At 64.8% G+C, this 22138-nt stretch carries 19 protein-coding genes, 3 pseudogenes and 1 riboswitch; of the genes and pseudogenes, 13 read left to right on the top strand and 9 right to left on the bottom strand.

The window, feature by feature from the left end; all coding sequences use genetic code 11:
• Positions 1-980 precede the first annotated feature (980 nt).
• The 3 genes and pseudogenes from F7R26_RS38980 to F7R26_RS38970 all read left to right on the top strand — a co-directional run.
• A pseudogene (locus F7R26_RS38980) lies at positions 981-1184 on the top strand (helix-turn-helix domain-containing protein); the annotation flags it as partial.
• A 154-nt stretch (positions 1185-1338) separates the two neighbouring features.
• The gene (locus tag F7R26_RS38975) at positions 1339-1677 is read left to right on the top strand and encodes a helix-turn-helix domain-containing protein (RefSeq protein WP_150984847.1); all 339 of its coding nucleotides are present in this window, start codon (positions 1339-1341) and stop codon (positions 1675-1677) included.
• A 726-nt stretch (positions 1678-2403) separates the two neighbouring features.
• Positions 2404-2547, top strand: a pseudogene (locus F7R26_RS38970) (DUF3363 domain-containing protein); the annotation flags it as partial.
• Between the two features lie 13 nt (positions 2548-2560).
• Here F7R26_RS38970 and F7R26_RS38965 read toward each other — a convergent pair.
• A complete protein-coding gene (locus tag F7R26_RS38965; RefSeq protein WP_150984846.1) occupies positions 2561-3454 on the bottom strand; it encodes an AraC family transcriptional regulator in 894 nt (297 codons plus the stop codon).
• Positions 3455-3555: 101 nt separating this feature from the next.
• Here F7R26_RS38965 and F7R26_RS38960 point away from each other — a divergent pair, with 101 nt between their 5' ends.
• Positions 3556-4299: an SDR family oxidoreductase gene (locus tag F7R26_RS38960; RefSeq protein WP_150984845.1), complete on the top strand. Its 744-nt coding sequence runs from the start codon at positions 3556-3558 to the stop codon at positions 4297-4299.
• A 421-nt stretch (positions 4300-4720) separates the two neighbouring features.
• On the opposite strand, the gene F7R26_RS41370 is transcribed toward F7R26_RS38960, so the two are convergent.
• Positions 4721-4924 (bottom strand): hypothetical protein, encoded by a 204-nt coding sequence (locus tag F7R26_RS41370; protein WP_241754860.1) that lies wholly within the window; start codon positions 4922-4924, stop codon positions 4721-4723.
• Here F7R26_RS41370 and F7R26_RS38955 point away from each other — a divergent pair.
• A pseudogene (locus F7R26_RS38955) lies at positions 4854-5303 on the top strand (porin); the annotation flags it as partial. The gene F7R26_RS41370 and the pseudogene F7R26_RS38955 overlap by 71 nt on opposite strands.
• A 275-nt stretch (positions 5304-5578) precedes the next feature.
• On the opposite strand, the gene F7R26_RS38950 reads toward F7R26_RS38955, so the two are convergent.
• The 7 genes from F7R26_RS38950 to F7R26_RS38920 all read right to left on the bottom strand — a co-directional run bounded on the left by F7R26_RS38950 (position 5579) and on the right by F7R26_RS38920 (position 11184).
• On the bottom strand, positions 5579-6016 hold the full coding sequence (locus F7R26_RS38950; RefSeq protein WP_150984843.1) for an HU family DNA-binding protein: 438 nt from the start codon (positions 6014-6016) through the stop codon (positions 5579-5581).
• Positions 6017-6117: 101 nt separating this feature from the next.
• The gene (locus F7R26_RS38945) at positions 6118-7032 is read right to left on the bottom strand and encodes a tyrosine-type recombinase/integrase (protein ID WP_150984842.1); all 915 of its coding nucleotides are present in this window, start codon (positions 7030-7032) and stop codon (positions 6118-6120) included.
• Between the two features lie 145 nt (positions 7033-7177).
• Positions 7178-7486 carry a hypothetical protein gene (locus F7R26_RS38940; RefSeq protein WP_241754832.1) on the bottom strand — a complete coding sequence of 103 codons (309 nt, stop codon included), beginning with the start codon at positions 7484-7486 and terminating at the stop codon, positions 7178-7180.
• On the bottom strand, positions 7486-8889 hold the full coding sequence (iscB, locus tag F7R26_RS38935) for an RNA-guided endonuclease IscB (RefSeq protein WP_150984841.1): 1404 nt from the start codon (positions 8887-8889) through the stop codon (positions 7486-7488). Before iscB ends, F7R26_RS38940 begins: the two co-directional genes overlap by 1 nt.
• Before the next feature lie 249 nt (positions 8890-9138).
• Entirely contained in the window at positions 9139-9687 is a 549-nt protein-coding gene (locus F7R26_RS41365) for a DUF6884 domain-containing protein (RefSeq protein WP_241754831.1), read from the bottom strand.
• Positions 9688-10280: 593 nt separating this feature from the next.
• Positions 10281-10892 (bottom strand): DUF6036 family nucleotidyltransferase, encoded by a 612-nt coding sequence (locus F7R26_RS38925; protein WP_150984840.1) that lies wholly within the window; start codon positions 10890-10892, stop codon positions 10281-10283.
• Between the two features lies 1 nt (position 10893).
• On the bottom strand, positions 10894-11184 hold the full coding sequence (locus F7R26_RS38920) for a hypothetical protein (RefSeq protein WP_150984839.1): 291 nt from the start codon (positions 11182-11184) through the stop codon (positions 10894-10896).
• Positions 11185-11375: 191 nt separating this feature from the next.
• Here F7R26_RS38920 and F7R26_RS38915 point away from each other — a divergent pair, with 191 nt between their 5' ends.
• The 8 genes from F7R26_RS38915 to atzF all read left to right on the top strand — a co-directional run bounded on the left by F7R26_RS38915 (position 11376) and on the right by atzF (position 22065).
• Entirely contained in the window at positions 11376-11705 is a 330-nt protein-coding gene (locus F7R26_RS38915; protein WP_150984838.1) for a hypothetical protein, read from the top strand.
• 219 nt (positions 11706-11924) lie between these two features.
• Positions 11925-12042: riboswitch (guanidine-I (ykkC/yxkD leader) on the top strand.
• 57 nt (positions 12043-12099) lie between these two features.
• Positions 12100-13113: an ABC transporter substrate-binding protein gene (locus tag F7R26_RS38910; RefSeq protein WP_150984837.1), complete on the top strand. Its 1014-nt coding sequence runs from the start codon at positions 12100-12102 to the stop codon at positions 13111-13113.
• A 7-nt stretch (positions 13114-13120) separates the two neighbouring features.
• The gene (locus tag F7R26_RS38905) at positions 13121-14023 is read left to right on the top strand and encodes an ABC transporter permease (protein WP_150984836.1); all 903 of its coding nucleotides are present in this window, start codon (positions 13121-13123) and stop codon (positions 14021-14023) included.
• A gap of 10 nt (positions 14024-14033) precedes the next feature.
• The gene (locus tag F7R26_RS38900; RefSeq protein ID WP_150984907.1) at positions 14034-14912 is read left to right on the top strand and encodes an ABC transporter ATP-binding protein; all 879 of its coding nucleotides are present in this window, start codon (positions 14034-14036) and stop codon (positions 14910-14912) included.
• A 23-nt stretch (positions 14913-14935) separates the two neighbouring features.
• On the top strand, positions 14936-15742 hold the full coding sequence (locus F7R26_RS38895) for an urea amidolyase associated protein UAAP1 (RefSeq protein ID WP_150984835.1): 807 nt from the start codon (positions 14936-14938) through the stop codon (positions 15740-15742).
• 18 nt (positions 15743-15760) lie between these two features.
• Positions 15761-16447 (top strand): urea amidolyase associated protein UAAP2, encoded by a 687-nt coding sequence (locus F7R26_RS38890; RefSeq protein ID WP_150984834.1) that lies wholly within the window; start codon positions 15761-15763, stop codon positions 16445-16447.
• A 120-nt stretch (positions 16448-16567) separates the two neighbouring features.
• Positions 16568-20236: an urea carboxylase gene (gene uca / locus F7R26_RS38885; protein ID WP_150984833.1), complete on the top strand. Its 3669-nt coding sequence runs from the start codon at positions 16568-16570 to the stop codon at positions 20234-20236.
• Positions 20233-22065, top strand: a complete 1833-nt coding sequence (gene atzF, locus F7R26_RS38880) for an allophanate hydrolase (protein WP_150984832.1) — start codon at positions 20233-20235, stop codon at positions 22063-22065. Before uca ends, atzF begins: the two co-directional genes overlap by 4 nt.
• The last annotated feature ends 73 nt before the right edge of the window (positions 22066-22138 follow it).

Here is a 22138-nt window from a genome sequence, read left to right as displayed (position 1 = left end):
TGACCGGCTGCTGGCGCACCGCCAGATAGTTGATAGGGGCCGGGATGGGGCTTTGGGCCGGCGCGCTTTCCCCCATCGCCCGATCCTGAACGATGGAGCAAGCGGAGAGAAGGGTCGGTGGCCGACACTGGTTACTTAGTGCGGTTACCAGACAGCGCAGTTGCCGTTGGGGTCGGAGCAATGGACCTTCAACTCTTTCCACCATTCTAGGGCAGTCACCGACGTAAATAGCATGGTAGGGGTATGGCATCTGTGCCCAGCATGGGGCCATACGGCAAAGTGCACCCATCGCATCGCATCGCATCGCGTGGCAAGGATGGGGTTGGACGACCAGATGGAGCGTTCCGGCCCATACGACAGGCCATGTACAGATGACGGTCAGGGCATCGATTGATGGCGGTTGATACTGTGGCGTGGAACCGCCGGCATCCCTCCGGCACCAGCCTGGTCAGTTACTCGATTGAAGTCACTCGTGCTAGTTCTTGTCCGACAGCATAGACCCGGCTAGGCTGGAATAGGGAGCGAGCGAGATCGAATTCGAATCGTACCACCAGGTTACGGATCTGCCGCCAGCGGCAAGGCAGCTCGTTCCGACCTTGCCAGTATGCACAACAGGCGGCAACGCATTGTATGGCCTCACGATGAAGGTATACCTCACCGGCCTGGTATCGCAGATACGCAGTTACCAACTCACGCAACCTCAGCGCGGTAGCATGATGTGGCTCAGCTAGGGGCGAATCCCGTCGCGCCATGGCGATTCCGAGTGCGTGGTAGGGAGCGGCGGCGCGCGCCAGTTCGCCAGCGTTGCGGGCAGTATCCCAAATCACAAACATTCCGCTCATAGTGGCCGTGTGCTTTCGTGTGGAGTCGACAACGTTGTCGACGATCGCGTCGCGCATCGACATAGCGTAGCCAGTGTCGCGTTGAATGTCACGATTAGTGTGTGTACGATTGGTGTGCACCCTACCACAGTAGGGGTTATGAAAATGACCTTACGCCGGCGCTTTGGCAGGCGCATTCGAGACCTACGGAAAGCCACAGGCCTCTCCCAAGAGGCTTTTGCAGATCGAGTGGGATTTGCCCGTACCTACATGAGTCGCATAGAGACAGGAGGTGCCAATCCCTCTCTCGATGCGATCGAAACGCTGGCGACAGCTTTACGGATCAGTGTTGCTGATCTCTTCAGCACACTTTGATTTGATGGCCGGCGCCGGGGCGCTACCCTAAAGTTCTTCAGAAGCTCATGGTACGAAGTAAGCCGGCCTCCGATATACTTTCATCTTCGTGAAATAACCTTGTTGCCGATACTCTCACGGCTCTCATTTCTTTGTATTGCACATGCCGCGACCATTGCCAGATCCAACGTTGCCATCGCGCGCCACGATCAAGATGTGCTCCCATCTTGGGGATAGGGTGCGCGCGACTCGCGCCGCCCAAGGCCTACCAATCGATCAGGCCGCCCGGACGTGCAGGGTGTCCGTGGGAATGCTGTCGAAGCTAGAGAACGGAAAGGGCGTTCATCTTGACTATGTCCTCCGCGCTCTAGCTGGTTTGGGTTTGACAATGCTGGTCGTCCCGACGGATCACGTGCCTCTTCTTGAGCAAGCCGCATCTCATGCAGCGCGCGAGTCTAAGGCGTATGAAGTAGGGGGGGCGAGGGATTTGGAATGGGACTAACTGCCGTCCCGGCAACTAGCATGCGGCAATCGCGAAATGTGACTTTCTCTGCGGCGTGTGGAGGATGTGGGCTTAGCCACTCCCCGCCAGCAGAAGACAGTTATCGCAATTAACCGCCGAAATCAGAACCCGTCAGTCAATCCTTCAAGACGCGAAATTGAGTGACCTATAGTGGCTAGGTACTCCGCGCATCAGAAGAAAGATGACCTACGAATGGTCCTTGCGAGTCGTGTTGTGACCACTACCCATTGTGTGGTAAGCGCGAGAAAACCATGAAAATGGGAGCCTCGCGGGCTCCCTTTGTGTTACATGGCGGTCCCGGCTTACAGCGCGGCGGCGTTCTTCAGTTTCTTTCGGTTCGCTTTTGGACATCAGTTGGCACTTGACGTGCAACGGCACCTCGTGCGGACGACGCCGGCTCCCCCGGCAGGGTGCGCGCTGGCGCCGAGAACCGTCGGTCGTCGCGCAGCGCCTGCACGTCGGCGACGATCGCCAGGGCGTGACCGGGCTGTCAGGGGTAGGAGATAAGTTGGGAGTCGGCATGGCAGGAGGATGTTGGCGATGTCTGGTGTCGAGGCCCGATTCATCTGGGCTGCTTTGGCGGCAGCGACAGCGTCTGGCATATCCAGGCTACCGAGCGCTCTGCAAAGTCAAGTCTCCTTCCTTGGCATGTCATTCGTCCATTGGGCGCGGCTCTCTGCCATGCTGCACGTCGTCCAGTAGGGCATACTCGACGACGGCATGGGCTTCTCGCTCGTGCCGTGGCGCCCCGTGATCAAGCAGCGGCTGGGACAGCAACTCGCCGCGATGGTGCATGGTGGCGGGGCGACATGGGAGATTGTGCGAATGCGGGGCCCTTCCATCCCTTGATCGGCAGGCGTACTTACACTGCGCGCGCGTAGTGGCTGGGTGGCTGTCCGACATACCTGGTGAATGCCACGCTGAATGCGCTGGTCGAGCCGTAGCCGATGCGTTCGGCGATCTCCGAAACGGACAATTCATCACGACGCAGGAGCTCCTTCGCGATTTCCATCCGCCACGAGAGCAGGTACTCCATCGGCGCGACCCCGACCGTCCGCGTGAATCGCTCAAAGAAGCTGGACCGCGATAGCGCAGCGATCTTGGCAAGCTGGGCAACCGACCAGCTCTGGTCACTATGCGCATGCATCTCCTTCAACGCGGCTGCTAATCGCTCATCGCCCAATCCACGGAGCAGGCCCGGCGGGGCGCTTCCCGATGTGGTTGAACGCATGGCCTCCACGAGCAGCATTTCGGCCAGCCGGGAGCGCATGAAATCGTTGCCTGGTTTCCCATCCGCGGTCTCTTCGCCCACCATCTGCACTAGCTGCGACAGCCGCATCGAACCTTGCACGTGCACCACTTTCGGCAGCAGCGACACCAGCAAGCCCGGATCGGCGCAGTCGAACACGAACGAACCACCCAATGAGCGCATGTCGGGTTGTCCTGTCTGCTCGCCATAGCGCAATTCCGGCCCCTCCGGCACTTTGTCGGGGTCCATGTAGACCGGGGGCGCTGGGACGAAGCTGGATATCGTGAAGCCGGGCGTCGTGGGGAGCAGCACGAAATCGCCGGCACTGAGCGTCGTCGGCTCGTGACCATCCACGGCCAACCGACAACTGCCTTCCAGCATGATGCAGAAGCTGGGCTTGCCGAACTCGGAGTAGCGCACCGCCCAATTGCCCTTGCCGCTGATCTGATTGGCGAACACGGCCTGCGGGTGCAGCAGCCGGACGACTTCGGAGAGAGGGTCACTCATGTTGGATGATCGCTAAAAGAATATGGATTATTTGATATCGACGATCCGGCTAGAGTTCCCTATCGTTCCCCCCGAGTCAACCACCCACCTCGGAGCACGAAATGAAGACTGTACTGATCACCGGCTGTTCGTCCGGCTATGGCCTGGAAACCGCACGTCACTTCCTCGCAAACGGCTGGAAGGTCATCGCCACCATGCGAACCCCCCGGTCGGACCTGCTTCCTGCCTCGGACAACCTGCGCATTCTGCCGTTGGATGTCACCCAGCCCGAGAGCATCGACCGGGCCTTGGAGGCCGCTGGCCCCATCGACGTGCTGGTGAACAATGCCGGCATCGGCCTGTTCGGTGCATTCGAAGCCACCTCGATGTCCACGGTGCGGGAGATCTTCGAGACCAACACATTCGGCGTCATGGCGATGTGTCAGGCCGTGATCCCGCAGTTCCGCGAACGCGGAGCCGGCACGATCGTCAACGTCACCTCCAGCGCGACGCTGGCCCCGTTCCCGCTGGTGGCCGCCTACACGGCCAGCAAAACCGCCATCGAAGGCTTCACGGCATCGCTGGAGCATGAACTCAAGGCGGTGGGCGTGCGGGTCAAGCTGGTCGAGCCCGGCTACGGACCTTCCACGAGCTTCACCGCTAACGGCCAGCAGCGCATGCAGGGCCTGATCACGAAGCCGTACGAGCCCTTCGCCCATGAAGTGTTCGCTGGATTCGGCCAGCTCTCCGCGGTGACGGCCGCGACGGATGTCGCCGAAGGCGTCTGGGACGCCGCCAATGACACCTCCGACCGGCTGCGTTTCCCGGCAGGTGCCGACGCCGTTGCGCTGGTGCGGGTTGCCTGACGGCGAGCGTCGCCGCGACTCGTCCACTCACGAGGAACTTCAAGTCGCTGGGTGGCTGGGGTGAGCATAATGTCACCCCGGCGCCTGCAGCAACCCGTGATGAGTGCCTGCTCGGGTGCGCAGCCGCTCAGCATTTCTTATCGTTGATTCCTAATCAACCCAGCTTGTAGCATGAAATGAAGACCGGCCGCATATCGCGAACCGGGGTCATTCCATCCCGTAGGGGCACGGCCTCTTTCGGGCGTGCTCCGTCATCACGTATAGGAGCAATCCTGCCGAAAATCACCCTTTTCCGTGCGGAGGTCCAATCTCTTGTTTCGTTCAGCGAAGAGGTGAGCACGCAGCGCTTCCTCATTACCAAATGATCACGGCGCCTATATCGGTTGCAGCGCTGGCCCTGCGCCCTCGAAGAAGCGTCTGTTCATTTTTCTTTGTGGCTGAAATTCGGGCCGTCGACGAGGATTTTTGCGAGATCGCGAGGCGCGCTTTTGGCGGCGACGACTTTGGTGAGCACTGCCCCGTCGCTGACCTCGTTCAGAAGCAGGCCAAGCCGGGGCGTGGCCGCGGCATATGACGAATTTCGTGGTGGGCCGGGCGCCTTCGGGGGCCTGACCAAGAGCAGCATGACGGACAAGCGATCGACCGTCACAGGCTATGCCATCCTTGACAGAACCAAAGTTGGCGCCGGCGTCATCTTCCGTCAGAACGACGGCAGCAGCACGCCCCGCAGCGATCTCTGGTATGTGGGCGCGGCTTACGATATCACCCCCGCGCTTACGCTTGCAGGTCAGGTCTATCTGCTGCGCTATCACGACAGCAGCAACAAGGCATGGTTGGGCTCTATGCGTGGTAGCTATGCCCTGTCCAAGCGAACCATGGTCTATGGCACGGTCGGATATCTCGACAATAAGGGCCAACTTGCGGCGTCCGTCGACGGACAGTCCACGCCGCCCGCTGGGGCCTCTCAGGTCGGCGGCATGCTGGGCATCAAGCACGTCTTCTGACCGTCTCACGCAGTAATCTTGCAGGCGGAATTGGGCTTTGGCAATTTTGGTTACCTTACCCCGATACGTCGCCTCGTATCCGCTTCCTGTTCGTCAGGCCAGTGCATTGACTCAGACTCCCCGTCACCCGGGAAACCCCTGTGTCTGGCTAACACCTCCCCTTGCCGGGTGTGTAAGGGACTTCCACCCTCTAGCGAGCGCGCCCTGCCGGACGCACCATAAAATAAGGGAGCCACGCGGGGCTCCCTTGCTTCCCGGCAGGTACGGCTGCTGCGTTACAGCGCGGCATCCTTGAGTTTCTTCAGCGGGCGGACCTTGACTTTGACGGTCGCGGGCTTTGCAGCGAACCACTGGTCCTCACCGGTGAACGGGTTCTTGCCGAAACGCTTCTTGGTCGCCGCCACTTGCAGTGCAGTGACCTTGAGCAGGCCAGGGAGCGTGAACTCGCCCGCACCCTTCTTGTGCACCGCGCTCAGGACCGTGTTTTCCAGGTGTGCCAGCACGGTCTTGACGGTCTTGGCGTCCAGCTCGGTCTGGGCGACCAGGTGGGCCAGCAAGCTCGCCTTGGTGAAGGTTTCCTTCAGCGGCTTCGCTACTGGCGCAGCCGCTGCGGCTTTCTTTGCCGGTGCGGCCGCCTTCGTGGCAGGTGCTGCTGCCTTCTTGGCTGCAGGCTTGGCCGGGGTCTTTACTACAGCTTTCGCTTTGGTTGCCATGGATTCTTCTGTGATCTAGTTACTCGTTGATATGTCGCCGTGGAGGCGTTTGAGAGAATAGCAAACTCCATGCTGTGTGTGCGACTGCGTGAAACCAACGATTACAACTGCTGGGCGATGGTGGCCCTGATTCGGTCGCAGGTTCGCGTGCTGGCCAGCCCAAGCAGCTTGCTGACTTCATCCTGGCCTTGGCCAGCAAGTAGCTGACGGCGGCAGTACGTGTTGCGCAGCACCCGCGGGCTCAGGTCTTCGTCTTCGAAATCGATGGCCATGAGCGCCGCTCGCACAATCTTGCCAAAGCTCATATCAGTGATCGGCTCGCCGCTGGCCCTCAGTGAGAAAACGAGCTCGCCGTCGACCGGCAGGGTCTGACGGCGAACGTGCCATTCCGCAAGGATCGGGACGGCGAAGGACCCGATGGGGACCGTGCGGGTGTCGCGTGCGCCGTGAGCTGGCACGCGCAGATAGGGTGTGGAAGTGCCGGGCTGCAGATCCTCCCGCCTGGCCGTGCGCGCTTCTGCTGCGGTGATGCCGGTGGCTAGGAAGAATGCCACCATGGCACCGCTTCGCAAGGCTGCCAGATCGTCGCCGTCGTGCGGCTGAACCCACGCCTGCAGCCGGGCGTCGGCGTCTTCGGGCAGATAGATAGGGTCCGGCTCGTCCTTGGGCCAGTGGCCATTCCGCACCAGCTGATTGGCTGGGTTGCTCTCGCGCACGCCCACGGCAACCAGATGCCGGCAAAACCGGTCCAGCAGCTTCAGATAACGCATGCGCGTGGCGGTGCTATAGCCGAGCGCGTCCGGCGATTGCCAGAAGGCATCGATATGGTCCGGGCCGAATGTGGCCAGGGTAGTTCGGGCGGCCAGCAGATGACGCCTGAAGTGTTCGAACATGGCCTGATGCTGGACGATCGAGCGGGCGGCAAAAGGGCGTCTGTTGGCGCCCGCGGCTTCGCGACGTTGCCAGTCTGCGTAGGCGAGGGTGGGGTTGCTGAGCCAGGTGTCGGCGGATTTCATGACGTATTTATATACTGAATTTTGCGTTCGCTACACCCCTGCCGCCTCTACGAGGCGGACATTGCCCACAAGAAGAGGGGTTCACGCGCCCGGGCGGCGAGAGGTCAGCTACTTCGTGGATCTGAAGGCAAGTTTGCCGGCGTGCTCATGCGCGATGCGGGTTCCGCTTGAGTCGCGCGTATCGCGGATAGCGCCCGTCAAGCATTCCTTCTATCGCCTGCAGGCGATCTCCGTCCTCAGGGTCGGGGGGGCACTCCAGCAGGTTTGTGTCTGCACAGAAACGCATGATTTCCAACAGCAACGCTTCGCGCCGCGGCGGTGGGAAATGCAGGCGTCTGGCTTTGGTCCAGCAGCGGTAGCCGGCATGGGTGAGGGCAAGCAGCGCGTCGGGCGTGCCATCGAGGTTGGCAGCGAGGGCCTTGGCTTCCAACTGCAGGGTGATGGTGAGAGTCATCAGTTCGCGCGGGAAACATCGGCCTTCAGGCCGGTGAGGGATAGCGCGCGACGCGAAGCGTCGCCCCTGTGCCCGCTCTCCTTCGTGGATTGCGCTACGAGCGAATAACCATATCCGTCGCCGCGTTGCATGATCTTGCAATAGCGGTGAGAGACACCCTGGACGACCCCTTCGGCGGTCTGAATGTTGAAGGAGCCGGTGGCGCGAATCGCCACCCGCCCAATATGCCTGCCAGCCTTCTTCCCAGACGGCACAACGGCCCGCACCATGTCACCGGTCTGAAAGCCGAATGCGCGCTTGCTGCGCATGAGGTAGCCGCGAGGAAAGCCGGATGCGGTGAGTCGCGTGCGCTGGTAAGCGCCGCGGCCCGAGCACTTCATAGCCAACGTGGGCTTTTGCCATCCCGAAACTGAGTCGATCACCCCAACGCACGCGGCGTCCAGCGCGTGCGTCTTTGGCAGATCGAATCGTCGGCGATTGAACTTCGTTCGTGCACCCGACCCGGTCTCCACTGAAAGCCCCGTGGTCTTCAGCGCGTTGTACAAAGCCCACCGGGTCGAATTGACCGCAGCTGCGTCGCGAAGCGGTGTCTTTGCCTTGGCCAGAATGCGTCTGAGACGCTCCGGGTCCTTGCGCAGGAAATCAGAGAGCGGACGCGCGTCCTTCTTCCGATTGCAAGGCACGCACGCCAGCGTCAGGTTGGAGACCCTGTTGGAGCCACCGTTTGCCCGGGCATCGATATGCTCCATTTCCAGCGGCGTATCGCGGGCATCGCAGTACGCGCACTGCCGGCCCCATTTCTCTAGCAGGTACTCCCGGATCTCGTAGCCGGCCAGTTCGCCTTGTTGATACTCGACGCCAGAGATCTCCGGGTTTTGCAGCGCCTGCATGTCGAAGCGGACGAGTTCGGTGCTGACGGCTGTAATCGGCGCGAGCGCCCGGAAACGGCGCACCCAGGCCATCGTGGTCTGCACACGGTGTTGTAGGCTTGGCGCCAACCAGCCTACGGGCTTGCGCCGGTTATTGAAACGAGCGGCACGATACCGAGTCTTGCGGCCACGCCTGCCACGTCGCATGGCCCGCCGTGCGGTCAGGCTCAGGCTGATCTGCGCGCCGCGGTGGATCAGTTCCGCGAGAGACAGGACGGCAACATCCCGAGCCGTCTCGTCACCGCCGGCCTTGACCTCGCGCGTGATGGCCACGCCGGTTCCCTTGCTGCCCGGATCGAGTTTAAGGCGAACCGGTTGCAAGACGCTGTTCGCCTGCCCCCGATCCACTAGGCGGATCGTGAACGGCATTACGCGGTGCACGCGCGCGCGGCGGCGCACGAGCAACAATCTGGCGCGCTTCTCGCTGCACGGCATGAGCGGCTTGCCGCTCTTATCCAACACAAAGACTGCCACTGCAATCTCTCCTAAAAAGTTGCCCTTACGGGCCTAGTGACGCCTCCCTTTCGGGAGGTCTCCCCTCGGCAATGTTGCGAACCGGCGATCCGCCCCGATCCGTTTCGTGCTTACCCTGTCGCTTGTCTGCAACCGGGGCTTCAAGAGGTTGGGACTGAGGAAGCATCCCAACGTTGGTCTTGCACCTATTCACAACGTAGCGGGTTGGTTACCGCTTTGCCTGGTCAACCCGAGCCTTTTCAGTTGCCTTTACAAGCTCCGCCCTTCAGAGCGGGGTAGTTGACTGGTTAGGCCGTCCAAGTACTGGCCGAGCTGGGAGCGCTGCATCCCGATGCCGCCGCTGGTTTCCATGATCGTCGGCGCGCTGCCGGCACCAATCCTATGCGCCCACCGCTCCACGGCTGCGCGCATCACCCGACGGTAGTGCATGCCGCCGGCGAGAAAGACCGGGCCGACCTGGTAGGGCCACACCGCACCGGCCATCGCCGTTGGCAGGCCCGAGAGCATGATCTGCGCGCGATCGGCGGTCATACGGAGATCGTAAGGGGCAATCTCGGCGTCAGGCTGGATAAAGCCATGTCGCGCGGAGAGGATGATGACCTGGGGCTGCGCATCGGCTCGCACGTGCGCGCGAAACGTTTCATACATGACGCCGCGATACAGATCCATGGCGGGGGCAGGGCGGTTGAGCTTCGTGGCCGAGCAGGCCATCAACACCAACGGGCGAGCCATTGATCGTGCGAGGGATCCGCGAGCGAGCTCGTCAAAGAGGTTGAGTTGGGGGGAGTCGGCCCACATCGGAAGCACCTGGGTGATGAACGTGCATCCAATCTACCCGGGCGGGGATGAAGTCAAGGTCGGTCCGTCGAAGCCCGTCAGATGTCCCGGCCGGCGCGCTTGGCGGTGCGTGCGCCTACGAGCGAGGGCTCGCTGCGCGTAGCCAGCCAGGTCAAGACTTCCATGGCCCCTGATCAAGCGGGTCGCGTTGAAGCGCCAAGCGGGAAGCCGTGCGGTGGCTCCGGCCTCGGGTGCCGCGCTGATGCCGACGGTGGCGTGGCACACATGGTCCATTCCCAGTTGAACCGTATCGTAGTGAATCACCAGGACCGTTCCGGCGGAACTAAAAAAGCGCTCGAACTCGGTCGAGTTCAAATCCTGCACGACGGCGCCGGGATCACCCACCGGCTCGTCGCCGTAGGCGAGGACGCTGAGAGCCAACGCGGGCTAGGCAGGTTTGCTGAAGATTGGGGACCCGGCTGGCCAGGGAGACTCGACCATTCGACGATGGCGACGTGGCGAGCAGTGGCAGGGAAGGGCAGCCGTGGCGTGGTAGGGCGGCAGCAGGCCTGGAGAGGTGGGGCGCCGGGGGCGTTGCGCTGCCTCTGCAACGGTCAGAACGTAGGACGTTCCCTCGTACCCGCCACCAAAGCGGCGATGCGCTCCTCTTCACGCGCTATCTCAAGTGTGTCGCGAAGGTTGAGGCGTAGCATCTCGATTCCGCCTACGTAACCGCCAAGGGCGCTTGTTGCACGTTCCTCTATCTCATCTGCCGACGTCAGTCCAGCTGCAACGAGTGCGCGAATGTCTTCGCGATCGTTATCAGCGAGTCGCGCGATTTTGCTGACAGCGAGATCCACGGGGGAAAGCACGCGCACCTGAATCTGATCCAGGCCCAGGTCCACCGGTATAGAGTCTTCCTGGTAGTCCTCGTGCATTAGCGCAAACGTCGGATTGTAGTTTGTGTCCAGGTAGATGACCTGAGGCGTCCCATCTTCCAAGACCACGTCCACAAGCACGTCCTGAGGCAACAGCACCCGCCCAGCGAACTCAGCGTCAACGTCCGTTGTGACTCGGCTTGCCGTATAGAGGTGCACCGCCATCCCACCAGCCAGATAGACCGTCAGGGGTTGCCGAAGGGAAAGGCGCTGTTCAAGCTGCTTGAACAACTCGCGAAGCCCCTCGGCAAGTGCCGTGCGCGTGTGGAAGGAGACGTTGTCGGCCATTTCAGTGAGGCCGCAACTGCATAGTCAGCATATCGCGCAGCCGAGGCAAGCCCGATACCCAGCCTTTCCGAACCACGTCAGCGCTGGACACCTTATCGGTCGGATACAGACGGAAGTATTGCTCGCTTGCATGCATCAAGCGAACGGATTCCACTGGCAAACGCGACTGCAGCACCATCGCGGCAAGACGAAAAACGTTGGCTTCTCGCTGATCGAAAGCTACCGTGATGTCACCGCGCGACGCGGCCGCGCACCGGGCCAAAACGTTGCGCTCGTCATCCCTCGATGTCATGCTTTCGCTCCCAACTTACTGTTGCTGGCCATTGCTAGCCGGTAGTCCAACTGTACCGTTCCCGGCGCCCTAAGGCAATCTTGACTGGCTACACCTGGGAGTGTTCCTCGGCAGCACACGTTTTGTGCCCCTTGAATCACATAACGTTTATTATGTTAAACCGTGAACGTCTGCACGATTATGAGACGCCCATGGACACCGACGACGCCAGCGCGGGAGGCCGCGGTGATCTCGAGCGCGGCAGTGCCTGGCTCGAGGCTTCGGCCAGCCAGGCGCGCGTGGCTGCCTCGGCACTGTCCGGCCGCAACTCGCCGACGCTGAACTGCTGGCGGAATGCCCCCCGGCATCATTTCTGCCAGGATTTGGCCCCCAGCGCCGGACCAGATTGCTGGCCGGAACTTCCAAGTCGTCTTCCCCTTCGTCTGGATGCGCATCCATTTCCCAGCGCCTCATACGACGGCGGCCCAGCGCATAATTCTCGACATAGCGGCGTGGAAAGCCTGAGCAAGCTGGCGGCGTGACCGGATCAGGCCCGCGCACCGGAAGCGCCACATCACGCGCACCCTGACGGTGCGCGCGGGCACCACCCGCGCACCAAGCGATGGCATTCAGCCAGGCAGATCCAAAATTCGCACCTGACTTTAGGCATTCAGCGCCACATTTGCCGGCCAGCGCGCTTTCCATGCGCCTGGCATGCCGTTTGCTCAGTAACCCGCAGGGAAGCGGCCAAGCGTCGCTCACCGAAGGGTAGCTAGGGTTCCGGTCGTGCCATGCGCACGATGCCTGGTCCGAGAGCAACCGGCCTCAGGCGCGCTAGTTCGCGCCCAGGCTCCACGGCGGGACAAAAGCCCGGGAGGTTCACTTCGTTGAGAGGTGGCTTCCCTGCCATTTGTCACCGCCGATCGGAGCCGAACCATGCCTGCATTTCCTTTTTCACGTCCTTCGCGACGCCCGTTCCGGCGTATGTGCGCCGGCCTGCTGGGCGCTGCGCTGCTTGCCGTTGGCCTCACCGGTGCGCGCCCGGCCAAGGCCGAAATCAAGGTCGGTGTCTCCGACTGGCCGGGATGGGTTGCCTGGTATGTCGCTGAGCAAAAGGGATTCTTCAAGAAGCATGGCGCGGACGTGAAGCTGGTCTGGTTCGCCAACTACACCGACTCCATCGCAGCACTCTCCTCAGGGCAACTCGACGCCAACTCCCAGACCTGGTCAGACACCCTCGGGCCGCTGGCCAAGGGACTGCCGCTCAAGGCCGTGCTGGTCAACGACAACTCCTCGGGCAACGATGCGCTGGTGGTCAGCGGCAAGATCAAGTCCTTCGCTGACCTCAAGGGCAAAACCGTTGCGCTGGAGCAGTACAGCATCTCGCACTTCGTGTTGGTCACGGCGCTGGCCAGGAACGGCCTCAAACCCTCCGACGTCAAGATCACCAACCTCTCGGCCGGCGATGCTGCCGCAGCGTTCATGACCGGCCGCGTGGACGCGGCGGTAGTCTGGAACCCGTGGATCGACCAGATCACGCGCAGCGGCAAGGGCCGCGCGTTGTTCACCTCCAAGGACATGCCGGGCCTGATCCCGGACCTGCTGGTCGCGCAAGAGAAGGCGATCCGCGCCAAGCGCCGCGACCTGGTCGGCATGATCCGCGCCTGGTTCGACACCGAGAAGTTCATCCGCGAGCAACCCGCCGAGGCGGCCAGGATCATGGCCAAGGTGGTCAGCATGAAGCCCGACGAGTACAGCGTCTTCCTGCCCGGCACGAAGTTCTTCGATGTCGGCGCGAACCATGGCGCGCTGGACCCGGCACAAGCCACCTCGCTGCAGGCCGTCACGCCGGCCATTGCAGCATTCCTGCTGGAGAACAAGCTGATCGACGCCAAGCCGGACCCGGCGCGCGGCGTCGATGCCAGCCTGCTGGCCGACGCGCTGAAGTGAGACAGCCATGAGCGAGAACACAGCACGCCTGCCCGCCACCGCGCGCATTGCCCAAGTACTGCCCCCATCGGCGGCCACGGCCGACGCCACGCCCGCCACGCCGGCATTCCACGCAAAACGCCAGCCGTGGTGGGGCATACGCAGCGCCATCCCGACGCACCGCACGGCGGCGCTGGTGAGCCTTGGCCTGCTGCTGCCGCTGGTGGCCTGGGCCTGGCTGGCTGTCAGCGGCTGGGTCGAGCCGGTCTTCATGCCCGGCCCTTTTCAGGTGCTGCAACGGCTGCGCGGCTGGTATGCCGACGAGGGCCTGGCCGGCGACATCGGCATCAGCACGCTGCGCGTGGTCACGGGCTGGGCCTTGTCCGCGGTGATCGCCCTGCCACTGGGCCTGGCGATCGGCACGTTCCGCAGCGTGCAGGCCTTGCTGGAGCCGCTGACCGATTTCGTGCGCTATATGCCGGCGGTGGCCTTTATCCCGCTGGTGATGGTGTGGGTCGGCATCGATGAGGGCGCCAAGATCGCCATCATCTTCATCGGCACGTTCTTCCAGATGGTGCTGATGGTGGCCGAGGACGTGCGCCGCGTGCCGATGGCGCAGATCGAAGCGGCCCAGACCATGGGCGCGAGCCGCGGCGAAGTGATCCGGCTGGTCATCGTCCCCGCCGCCAAGCCCGCCTTGCTCGATACGATGCGCATCACCATGGGCTGGGCCTGGACCTACCTGGTGGTGGCCGAGCTGGTCGCGGCCAGCTCGGGCCTGGGCTTCTCGATCCTGAAGGCGCAGCGCTTCTTGCAGACCGACAAGATCTTCGCCGGCATCCTGCTGATCGGCGTGATCGGCCTGGCGATCGACCAGTTGCTGCGCTGGACGCACCGGCGCGCGTTTCCCTACCTGCACGCGAGGCGCTAAAGCCATGTCCATGACCCTATCGCCCAAGCTGCGCGTGCGCGGCGTATGGAAATTCTTCGGCCACGGCAAGCCGCGCGACGGCACGCCCCCGGCGGCATTGCAGGACATCCACCTGGATATCGCCAACAATGAGTTCGTCACGCTGGTGGGCGCATCCGGTTGCGGCAAGTCCACGCTGCTGCGCTCACTCGCCGGCCTGGAGCCGCACAGCGCGGGCGAGTTGCTGTGCGACGGCAAGCCGATCGAAGGCCCGGGCCCGCAGCGCGCGATGGTGTTCCAGCATTACAGCCTGTACCCGTGGCTGACGGTCATCGAGAACATCCGCTTCTGCCGCGAGCTGAAGGTCAACACCTGCAGCCGGACCAGCGCCGATGTGGAAGCCGCCTCCGGCCGGGCCGATGCCTTGCTGCGCCTGATGGGGCTATGCCATGTCAAGGATGCCTACCCCGGCCAGCTGTCGGGCGGCATGCAGCAGCGCGTAGCCATTGCGCGTGCGCTGATGAGCCGCCCGCCGGTGCTGCTAATGGACGAGCCCTTCGGCGCGCTGGATGCGCAAACCCGCGAGGTCATGCACGACCTGATCCTGCACGTGCACCGGCTGGAGCAAAGCACCATCGTGTTCGTCACGCACGATGTGGAAGAAGCGATCTACCTCGGGCAACGCGTGGTCCTGATGGCGCCGCGCCCGGGACGCATCGACACCGTCTACGAGGTGCCGCTGCCGGCCGCGCGCACACAGGAGATGAAGCTCTCGTCCGAATTCCTGAACCTCAAGCGCGAGGTGCTCGCGCGCATCCGCGCCACCTCCGGCATGCAGACGGACTTCGAATTGCTCGAGCAGCTCTCGCATGCTGCATCGACCGACCTTGCGCCCGAGCCGCAGGCCTGAGTTGCCACCCGGAGACCAACAGAATGGAAACCCCTGAACAAGCCTTTGCGAACCCGTCCGTGCACGCCGCGGTGGATGCCATCGACCACTGGCGCCGCTTTGCCCCCGACCTGCCCGCCAGCCAGGTGGCCTGGAGCGAAGTCCTGCCCGGCGGCTGCCACTGGAGCTGGCGCCTGTCGCGCGGCATGGCCCTGCGCTTTGCCGCGCTGGATGCGCGCGCCAACTGCTCGGTGGTGCTCTATGCCGCGCATGACAGGCTGGAGCGCTACAGCATGCCCGACACCTGCAAAGCCCTGCACACCGCGCATTTCACGCGCGGCCATGTGTTGATGAGCGATATGGGCCGCGCCATGGCCTCGATCACGCACGACACGCTGGGCTGGCACGACCCGTTCGGCGGCCTGCTGGACGCCGCGCGCCTGCATGAAAAGTACGGCGAGCAGCGTTTCGGGCAACACCGCAATGCCATGTACCGCGCCGGCCGCGACGGGCTGCTGATCGAAATCGGCAAGTACGGCCTCGGCGCGCGTGACCTGATCGCGCCGGTCAACCTGTTCAGCAAGATCGCCGTGGACGCGCACGGCAACTTCACCTTCGATGCCAGCCAGCCGGTGCAAGGCAGCTCGGTGGAACTGCGCTGCGACATGGACCTGATCGTGGCCGTCTCCACCGCCCCGCATCCGCTGGACCCGCGCCCCGGCTACGCCCCCGGCAAGGTGGGCGTCGCGGCCTGGCGCAATGGCCCGGCCCCGGCTGACGACTTCTGCCGCGGCTACCGCCCCGAATGCGCGCGGGCATTGCACAACGCCGATGTGTTCGCGCTGTCCTGAAGACCACGAGGAATCGATATGACCAACGCCGCCACCGCCACCCTGCGCACGAGCCCGCTTGACCCCGCGCATGCCGCTGTGCGCCACCGCCAGCCGGCGGGCGAACCCTGGCTCGCCGAAATCCGCGCCGGGCAGACCGTGCGCATCGTCGACCTGGAAGGCAACCAGGCCGCCGACGTGCTGTTCTACAACCGGCATGACGTGGCCGAGCACTACAGCGCCACCGATACGCTGCTGCGCCAGGGCGGCATCTACCTCAGCAGCGGCTCGGTGCTGGTTTCAAGCGCTGGCCGGCCGATGCTGACCATCGTGGCCGACACCTGCGGGCGCCATGACACGCTGGGCGGCGCCTGCGCGGCCGAGAGCAACACCGTGCGCTACGCGCTGCAGAAGAAATTCATGCACTCCTGCCGCGACAACTACCTGCTGGCGATGGCGCATGCCGATGCAGGCCTGAGCAAGCGCGACCTCGTGCCCAACATCAATTTCTTCATGAATGTGCCAGTCACGCCGGAAGGCGGCCTGTGCTTTGCCGATGGCATCTCCGGCCCGGGCAAGTATGTGGAACTGCGCGCCGAGATGGACGTCTGGATGCTGGTATCCAACTGCCCGCAGCTCAACAACCCGTGCAACGCGTACAACCCCACGCCGGTGGAGTTCATCGTGTGGGATGCCGCGACTGCTGCCCGCGCGCAGATCGCGTAACCCGCAGTACGCAGTACGCAGAACCGGCTTGTCCATTCCGCGCCCGAAGGGCGCCGCTGCGGGACGACCCGCAGCCGAGATGATTCCCGCAGGACGACCTGCCCCGAGGGAACCACCCCCATGTCCTCGCCATCTGAGCGCTTCGACACCGTCCTGATCGCCAATCGCGGCGCCATCGCCTGCCGCATCATCCGTACCCTGCGCGCGCTTGGCCTGCGCTCGGTCGCCGTCTACTCCGAAGCCGACGTGGATTCGGCCCACGTTGCGCAAGCCGATGTGGCGGTCTGCATCGGCCCGGCGCCCGCCGCGCAGAGCTATCTCGATGCCGAGCGCATCCTGGCCGCCGCCCTCGAGACCGGCGCCGGCGCCATTCATCCCGGCTACGGCTTCCTGTCGGAGAACGCCGGCTTTGCCGAAGCCTGCGAAGCCGCCGGCATTGCCTTCATCGGCCCGACGCCTGCGCAGATGCGCGCGTTTGGACTCAAGCACACGGCCCGCGCGCTGGCCGCACAGCACCGCGTGCCGTTGCTGCCGGGCAGCGGGCTGCTGCCCGGCCTGACCGCCGCGCGTGCCGAAGCGCTGCGCATCGGCTATCCCGTCATGCTCAAGAGCACTGCCGGTGGCGGCGGCATCGGCATGCGGCTGATCCGCAGTGAGGCTGAGCTGGCGCCCGCCTTCGAAGCGGTGGAGCGCCTGGCGCGCGCCAACTTCAAGGATGCCGGGCTGTTCCTGGAGAAGTTTGTGGAGCGCGCCCGCCATATCGAGGTGCAGTTGTTCGGCGATGGGCAGGGCAAGGTGGTCACCCTCGGCGAGCGCGATTGCTCGGCGCAGCGCCGCAACCAGAAGGTCATCGAGGAAACGCCTGCGCCGGGGCTGGATGCGGCCACGCGCAGCGCGCTGCTGGACGCTGCCGAGCGGCTTGGCAGGGCGGTTGGCTACCGCTCCGCCGGCACGGTGGAATTCGTGCTCGACGCCGACACCGGGGCCTTTTACTTCCTGGAGGTCAACACACGCCTGCAGGTGGAGCACGGCGTGACCGAACAGGTCACGGGCATCGACCTGGTCGCATGGATGGTGCGGCTGGCGCGCGGCGATGACTTCGCGCTGGCAGCCCCCGCGCCGCGCGGCGCTGCGATCCAGGTGCGCCTCTATGCCGAAGATCCCGCGCGCAACTTCCAGCCAAGCGCGGGCTTGCTGACTGACGTGCGCTTTCCTGAAGACGCCCGGGTCGACACCTGGATTGGCGCGGGCAGCGAGGTGCCGCCGCACTACGACCCGATGCTCGCCAAGCTGATCGTCACTGGCACCGACCGCGATGACGCAGTGGCAAAGCTGCAGGCGGCACTCGGCACGACGCGGCTGGCGGGCATCGAGACCAACCTGCGCTACCTGCGCGCGGTGGCAGCCAGCGACGATTTCATCCACGGCCGCATCATCACGCGCTCGCTGGCGGATTTCACCTACCGGCCCAACGCGATCGAAGTACTGGACGGCGGCGTGCAGACCACGGTGCAGGACTGGCCAGGCCGCGCCGGCTACTGGGACGTGGGCGTGCCGCCGTCCGGCCCCATGGACGACCTGGCGTTCCGCCTGGCCAACCGCCTGGTCGGCAATGCCGCCACCGCCGCCGGGCTGGAATGCACGCTGGGCGGGCCGACGCTGGGCTTTCACCATGACGCCGTCATCGCGCTGTGCGGCGCGCCCATGCCGGCCACGCTGGATGGCGTGGCGCTGGCGCCCTGGCAATCGCACCGCGTGGCCGCGGGCAGCGTGCTGCGCCTGGGCGCGGTGGCCACCGGCGGCAGCCGCGCCTACCTGGCCGTGCGCGGCGGCATGGATGTGCCGCACTACCTCGGCAGCCGCTCCACCTTTACGCTGGGCCAGTTCGGCGGCCATGCCGGCCGAACGCTGCGCACCGCCGACATGCTGCACATCGGCAGTGAAACCGCCGGCGAGCCGGTAGCAGCGCTGGCGCGCGATCAGATCCCGGCCTATGCCAGCGGCAACCGCGCCTGGGATATCGGGGTGCTGTACGGCCCGCACGGCGCGCCGGACTTCTTCACCGGCGGCGACATCGACACGTTCTTCGGCACCGAATGGCAGGTGCACTACAACTCCAGCCGCACCGGCGTGCGCCTGATCGGCCCCAAGCCAACGTGGGCGCGCCGCGATGGCGGCGAGGCGGGGCTGCATCCCTCCAACATCCACGACAACGCCTACGCCATCGGCGCCATCGACTTCACCGGCGACATGCCGGTGATCCTCGGCCCGGATGGCCCCAGCCTGGGCGGCTTCGTCTGCCCGGCCGTGGTGATTGCCGCCGAGCGCTGGAAGCTCGGCCAGTTGCGCCCGGGCGACGCGGTGCGCTTTCATGGTGTGACGCAGGAGCAAGCCGCGCAGCGGCAGGCTGCGCAGGACCGCTGGGTGCACGAGCTGAGCGCGCCGCCGGCCTTGCTGCCCGACACAAGCGCGCGCGCCAGCGAGCGTGGCTCGCCGATCCTGCGCCAGCGCGCTGCCTTGGCCAGCCGCCCCGGTCTGGTCGTGCGCCAGGCGGGTGACCGCTACCTGCTGGTGGAGCTGGGCGAGCTGCAGCTGGATATTGCCTTGCGCATGCGCATCCATGCGCTGCATGCCGCGCTGCAAGCCCTGCGACTCGCCGGCGTGGTTGACCTGACACCCGGTATCCGCTCGCTGCAGGTGCATTTCGACCCGCGCCAGCTCGCGCGTGCCGCACTGATCGACACCATCCTGGCCACGGACGAGGCGCTGGGCGACACCGATGATCTCGTCGTGCCATCGCGCACCGTGTATCTGCCGCTATCGTGGGACGACAGCGCCACGCGGCTGGCCATCGACAAATACATGCAATCGGTGCGCCCGGACGCGCCATGGTGCCCGAGCAATATCGAGTTCATCCGCCGCATCAACGGGCTCGATTCGATCGAGGCGGTGCAGCGCATCGTCTTCGATGCCAGCTACCTGGTGCTGGGGCTGGGCGACGTGTACCTGGGCGCGCCCGTGGCCACGCCGCTGGACCCGCGCCACCGGCTGGTCACCACCAAGTACAACCCGGCCCGCACCTGGACGCCGGAGAACGCAGTGGGCATCGGCGGCGCCTATATGTGCGTCTACGGCATGGAGGGGCCCGGCGGCTACCAGTTCGTTGGCCGCACGCTGCAGATGTGGAACCGCTGGCGCGACGCGCACAACGGCGCCGCGGACTTCGAGGCGGGCAAGCCGTGGCTGCTGCGCTTCTTCGACCGGATCCGCTTCTATCCTGTCAGCGAAGACGATCTCACCAGGATCCGGCGCGACTTTCCCGCGGGCCGCTATCCGCTGCGCATCGAGCAAGGCACCTTTGGCATGCGCGACTACCGTCGCTTCCTGGACAAACATGCAACGGATATCGCCGCGTTCAGGCAAGGCCAGCAAGCCGCGTTCGGCGCGGAGCGGGAACGCTGGCGCACGCTCGGGCAAGCCGAGTACGTGGACGAAGCGCAGGCGCCCGCCGCCGCTGCGACGAACGCCGGCGAACTCCCGGAACAAGCCCATGTGGTGTGCAGCCAGGTACCCGGCAGCGTATGGCGCGTGCTGGTGCAGGAAGGCGACGCGGTGGCCGAGGGCGACACACTGGCCATCGTGGAATCGATGAAGATGGAGTTTGCCATCACGGCGCCTTGCGCCGGCTACGCCTGGCGCGTGGCCTGCCGGGAAGGCGCCCCTGTCAACGCCGGGCAGGAAGTCGTCATCGTAGCGCCGCAAAGCGTGGCAACGAAGGAGGCAGCATGACGGCCCGCTTCTCGCTCGATATCGGCTCGCTGCAAGCGGCTTACCAAAGCGGCAAACGCACGCCCACCGAGGTCATCGAATCGGTGATTGCCGCGACGGAGCACGACCCGCATCACGCGTGGATCCATCGCCTCCACGCCACGGCCTTGCGTGCCCGCGCACGGGAGCTGGAACAGAACGGGCCGGCCGGCCTGCCGCTGTATGGCATTCCGTTCGCGATCAAGGACAACATCGACCTGGCCGGCGTGCCGACCACGGCCGCCTGCCCGGACTACGCCTATACGCCGGCCGGCAGCGCTTTCGTGGTGCAACGGCTGCTGGATGCCGGCGCCATTGCCGTGGGCAAGACCAACCTCGACCAGTTTGCCACCGGGCTCAACGGCACGCGCTCGCCCTATGGCGTTTGCCGAAACGCCTTCGATCCGGCGCGAATATCCGGCGGTTCCAGCTCGGGCTCGGCCGTGGCGGTCGCACTTGGGCAGGTGAGCTTTGCGCTGGGCACCGACACGGCGGGCTCGGGCCGCGTGCCCGCCGCGTTCAATCACCTGGTTGGCCTCAAGCCGAGCTGCGGGCTGTTGTCGACCAGCGGCGTGGTACCGGCATGCCGCTCGCTGGATACGCCATCGGTCTTTGCGCTGACCGCCGATGACGCGCACCGCGTGTTCGCGGTGGCACAGGGGTTCGATGCGGACGATCCCTACTCGCGCGCAGCGCAACCGCACGGCTTCGACTTCGGGCAGGCCGCGATGTTCCGCCTGGGCGTGCCCGCGCCGGGGCAAATGCGGTTCTTCCAGCCCGGCTATGCCGAAGCCTTCGAGCAAGCGTGCGCCCATGCCCGCACGCTGGGCGCGGTGCTGGTGGAGATCGACTTCGCGCCGTTCCTGGAAGCGGCCCGGATGCTCTATGAAGGCCCTTGGGTGGCCGAGCGCTACCAGGCGATCCGCGCGTTTATCGATGGCAACGCAGACGCTCTGTTCCCGGTGACACGGCAGATCACGCTGGGCGGCGCCACGCCGCTGGCCGCCGATGCGTTCGCGGCCATGTACCGGTTGCGCGCGCTCCAGCGCCAGGGCGAGGCCGCCTGGTCGCAGGCGGACGCGTTGTTGCTGCCGACCGTGCCCTCGCACCCGACCGTCGCCGGCATGCTGGCGGAACCGATTGCGCGCAACAGCGAGCTCGGCCTTTACACCAACTTCTTGAATTTGCTGGATTGCGCCGGCGTGGCGGTGCCGGCGGGGTTCCTCGCAGATGGCCTGCCCTTCGGTATCACGCTGGCGGCGCCGGCGCATCAGGACGTGCCACTGCTGCATCTGGCACGGCGCTGGCAGCAGGCGCTGGAAGGCAAGGCGGCGACGGTCGGCGCGACGGGAAACCGCCTTGTTGCGCAAAGCGGCATCGTGCCGCCCGCTGTGCGCAGCGGCCAGCTACGGGTTGCGGTTTGCGGCGCCCACCTGGAAGGCCAGCCCTTGCACCATCAACTCGCCGAACGCGGCGCGCGCCTGGTGGCGCGCACCAGCACGGCGCCCTGCTATCGCCTCTACGCGCTGGCAGGCCCCGGCGTGCAGCGGCCCGGGCTGGTGCGCGTGCACGAAGGCGAAGGCGCCGCCATCGAGGTCGAGGTGTGGGAGATGCCCGAAGCCCGCTTCGGCAGCTTTGTCGCGGGCATTCCCGCGCCGCTGGGCATTGGCCGCACGGTGCTTGCCGATGGCAGCAGTGTGCCCGGCTTTATCTGCGAGCCCGGCGGCATCGCGGGCGCCACCGACATCACCGCCTTTGGCGGCTGGCGCGCGTGGCGGGCTCAGCAGGCCGCGATCCCCACTGAGCCTTAGCCGCGCTTGCAGGCTCAGGCGGGCGCATCGCCCGCCCCGATTTCCGTTTGCTTTACCTCCCACCCATCGTTGT

Origin of the sequence: Cupriavidus basilensis, from assembly GCF_008801925.2 — a bacterium.
Classification (GTDB): domain Bacteria; phylum Pseudomonadota; class Gammaproteobacteria; order Burkholderiales; family Burkholderiaceae; genus Cupriavidus; species Cupriavidus basilensis.
The sequence above is the reverse complement of the archived record's forward strand: the minus strand, read 5'-3'. Positions and strand labels throughout refer to the sequence as shown.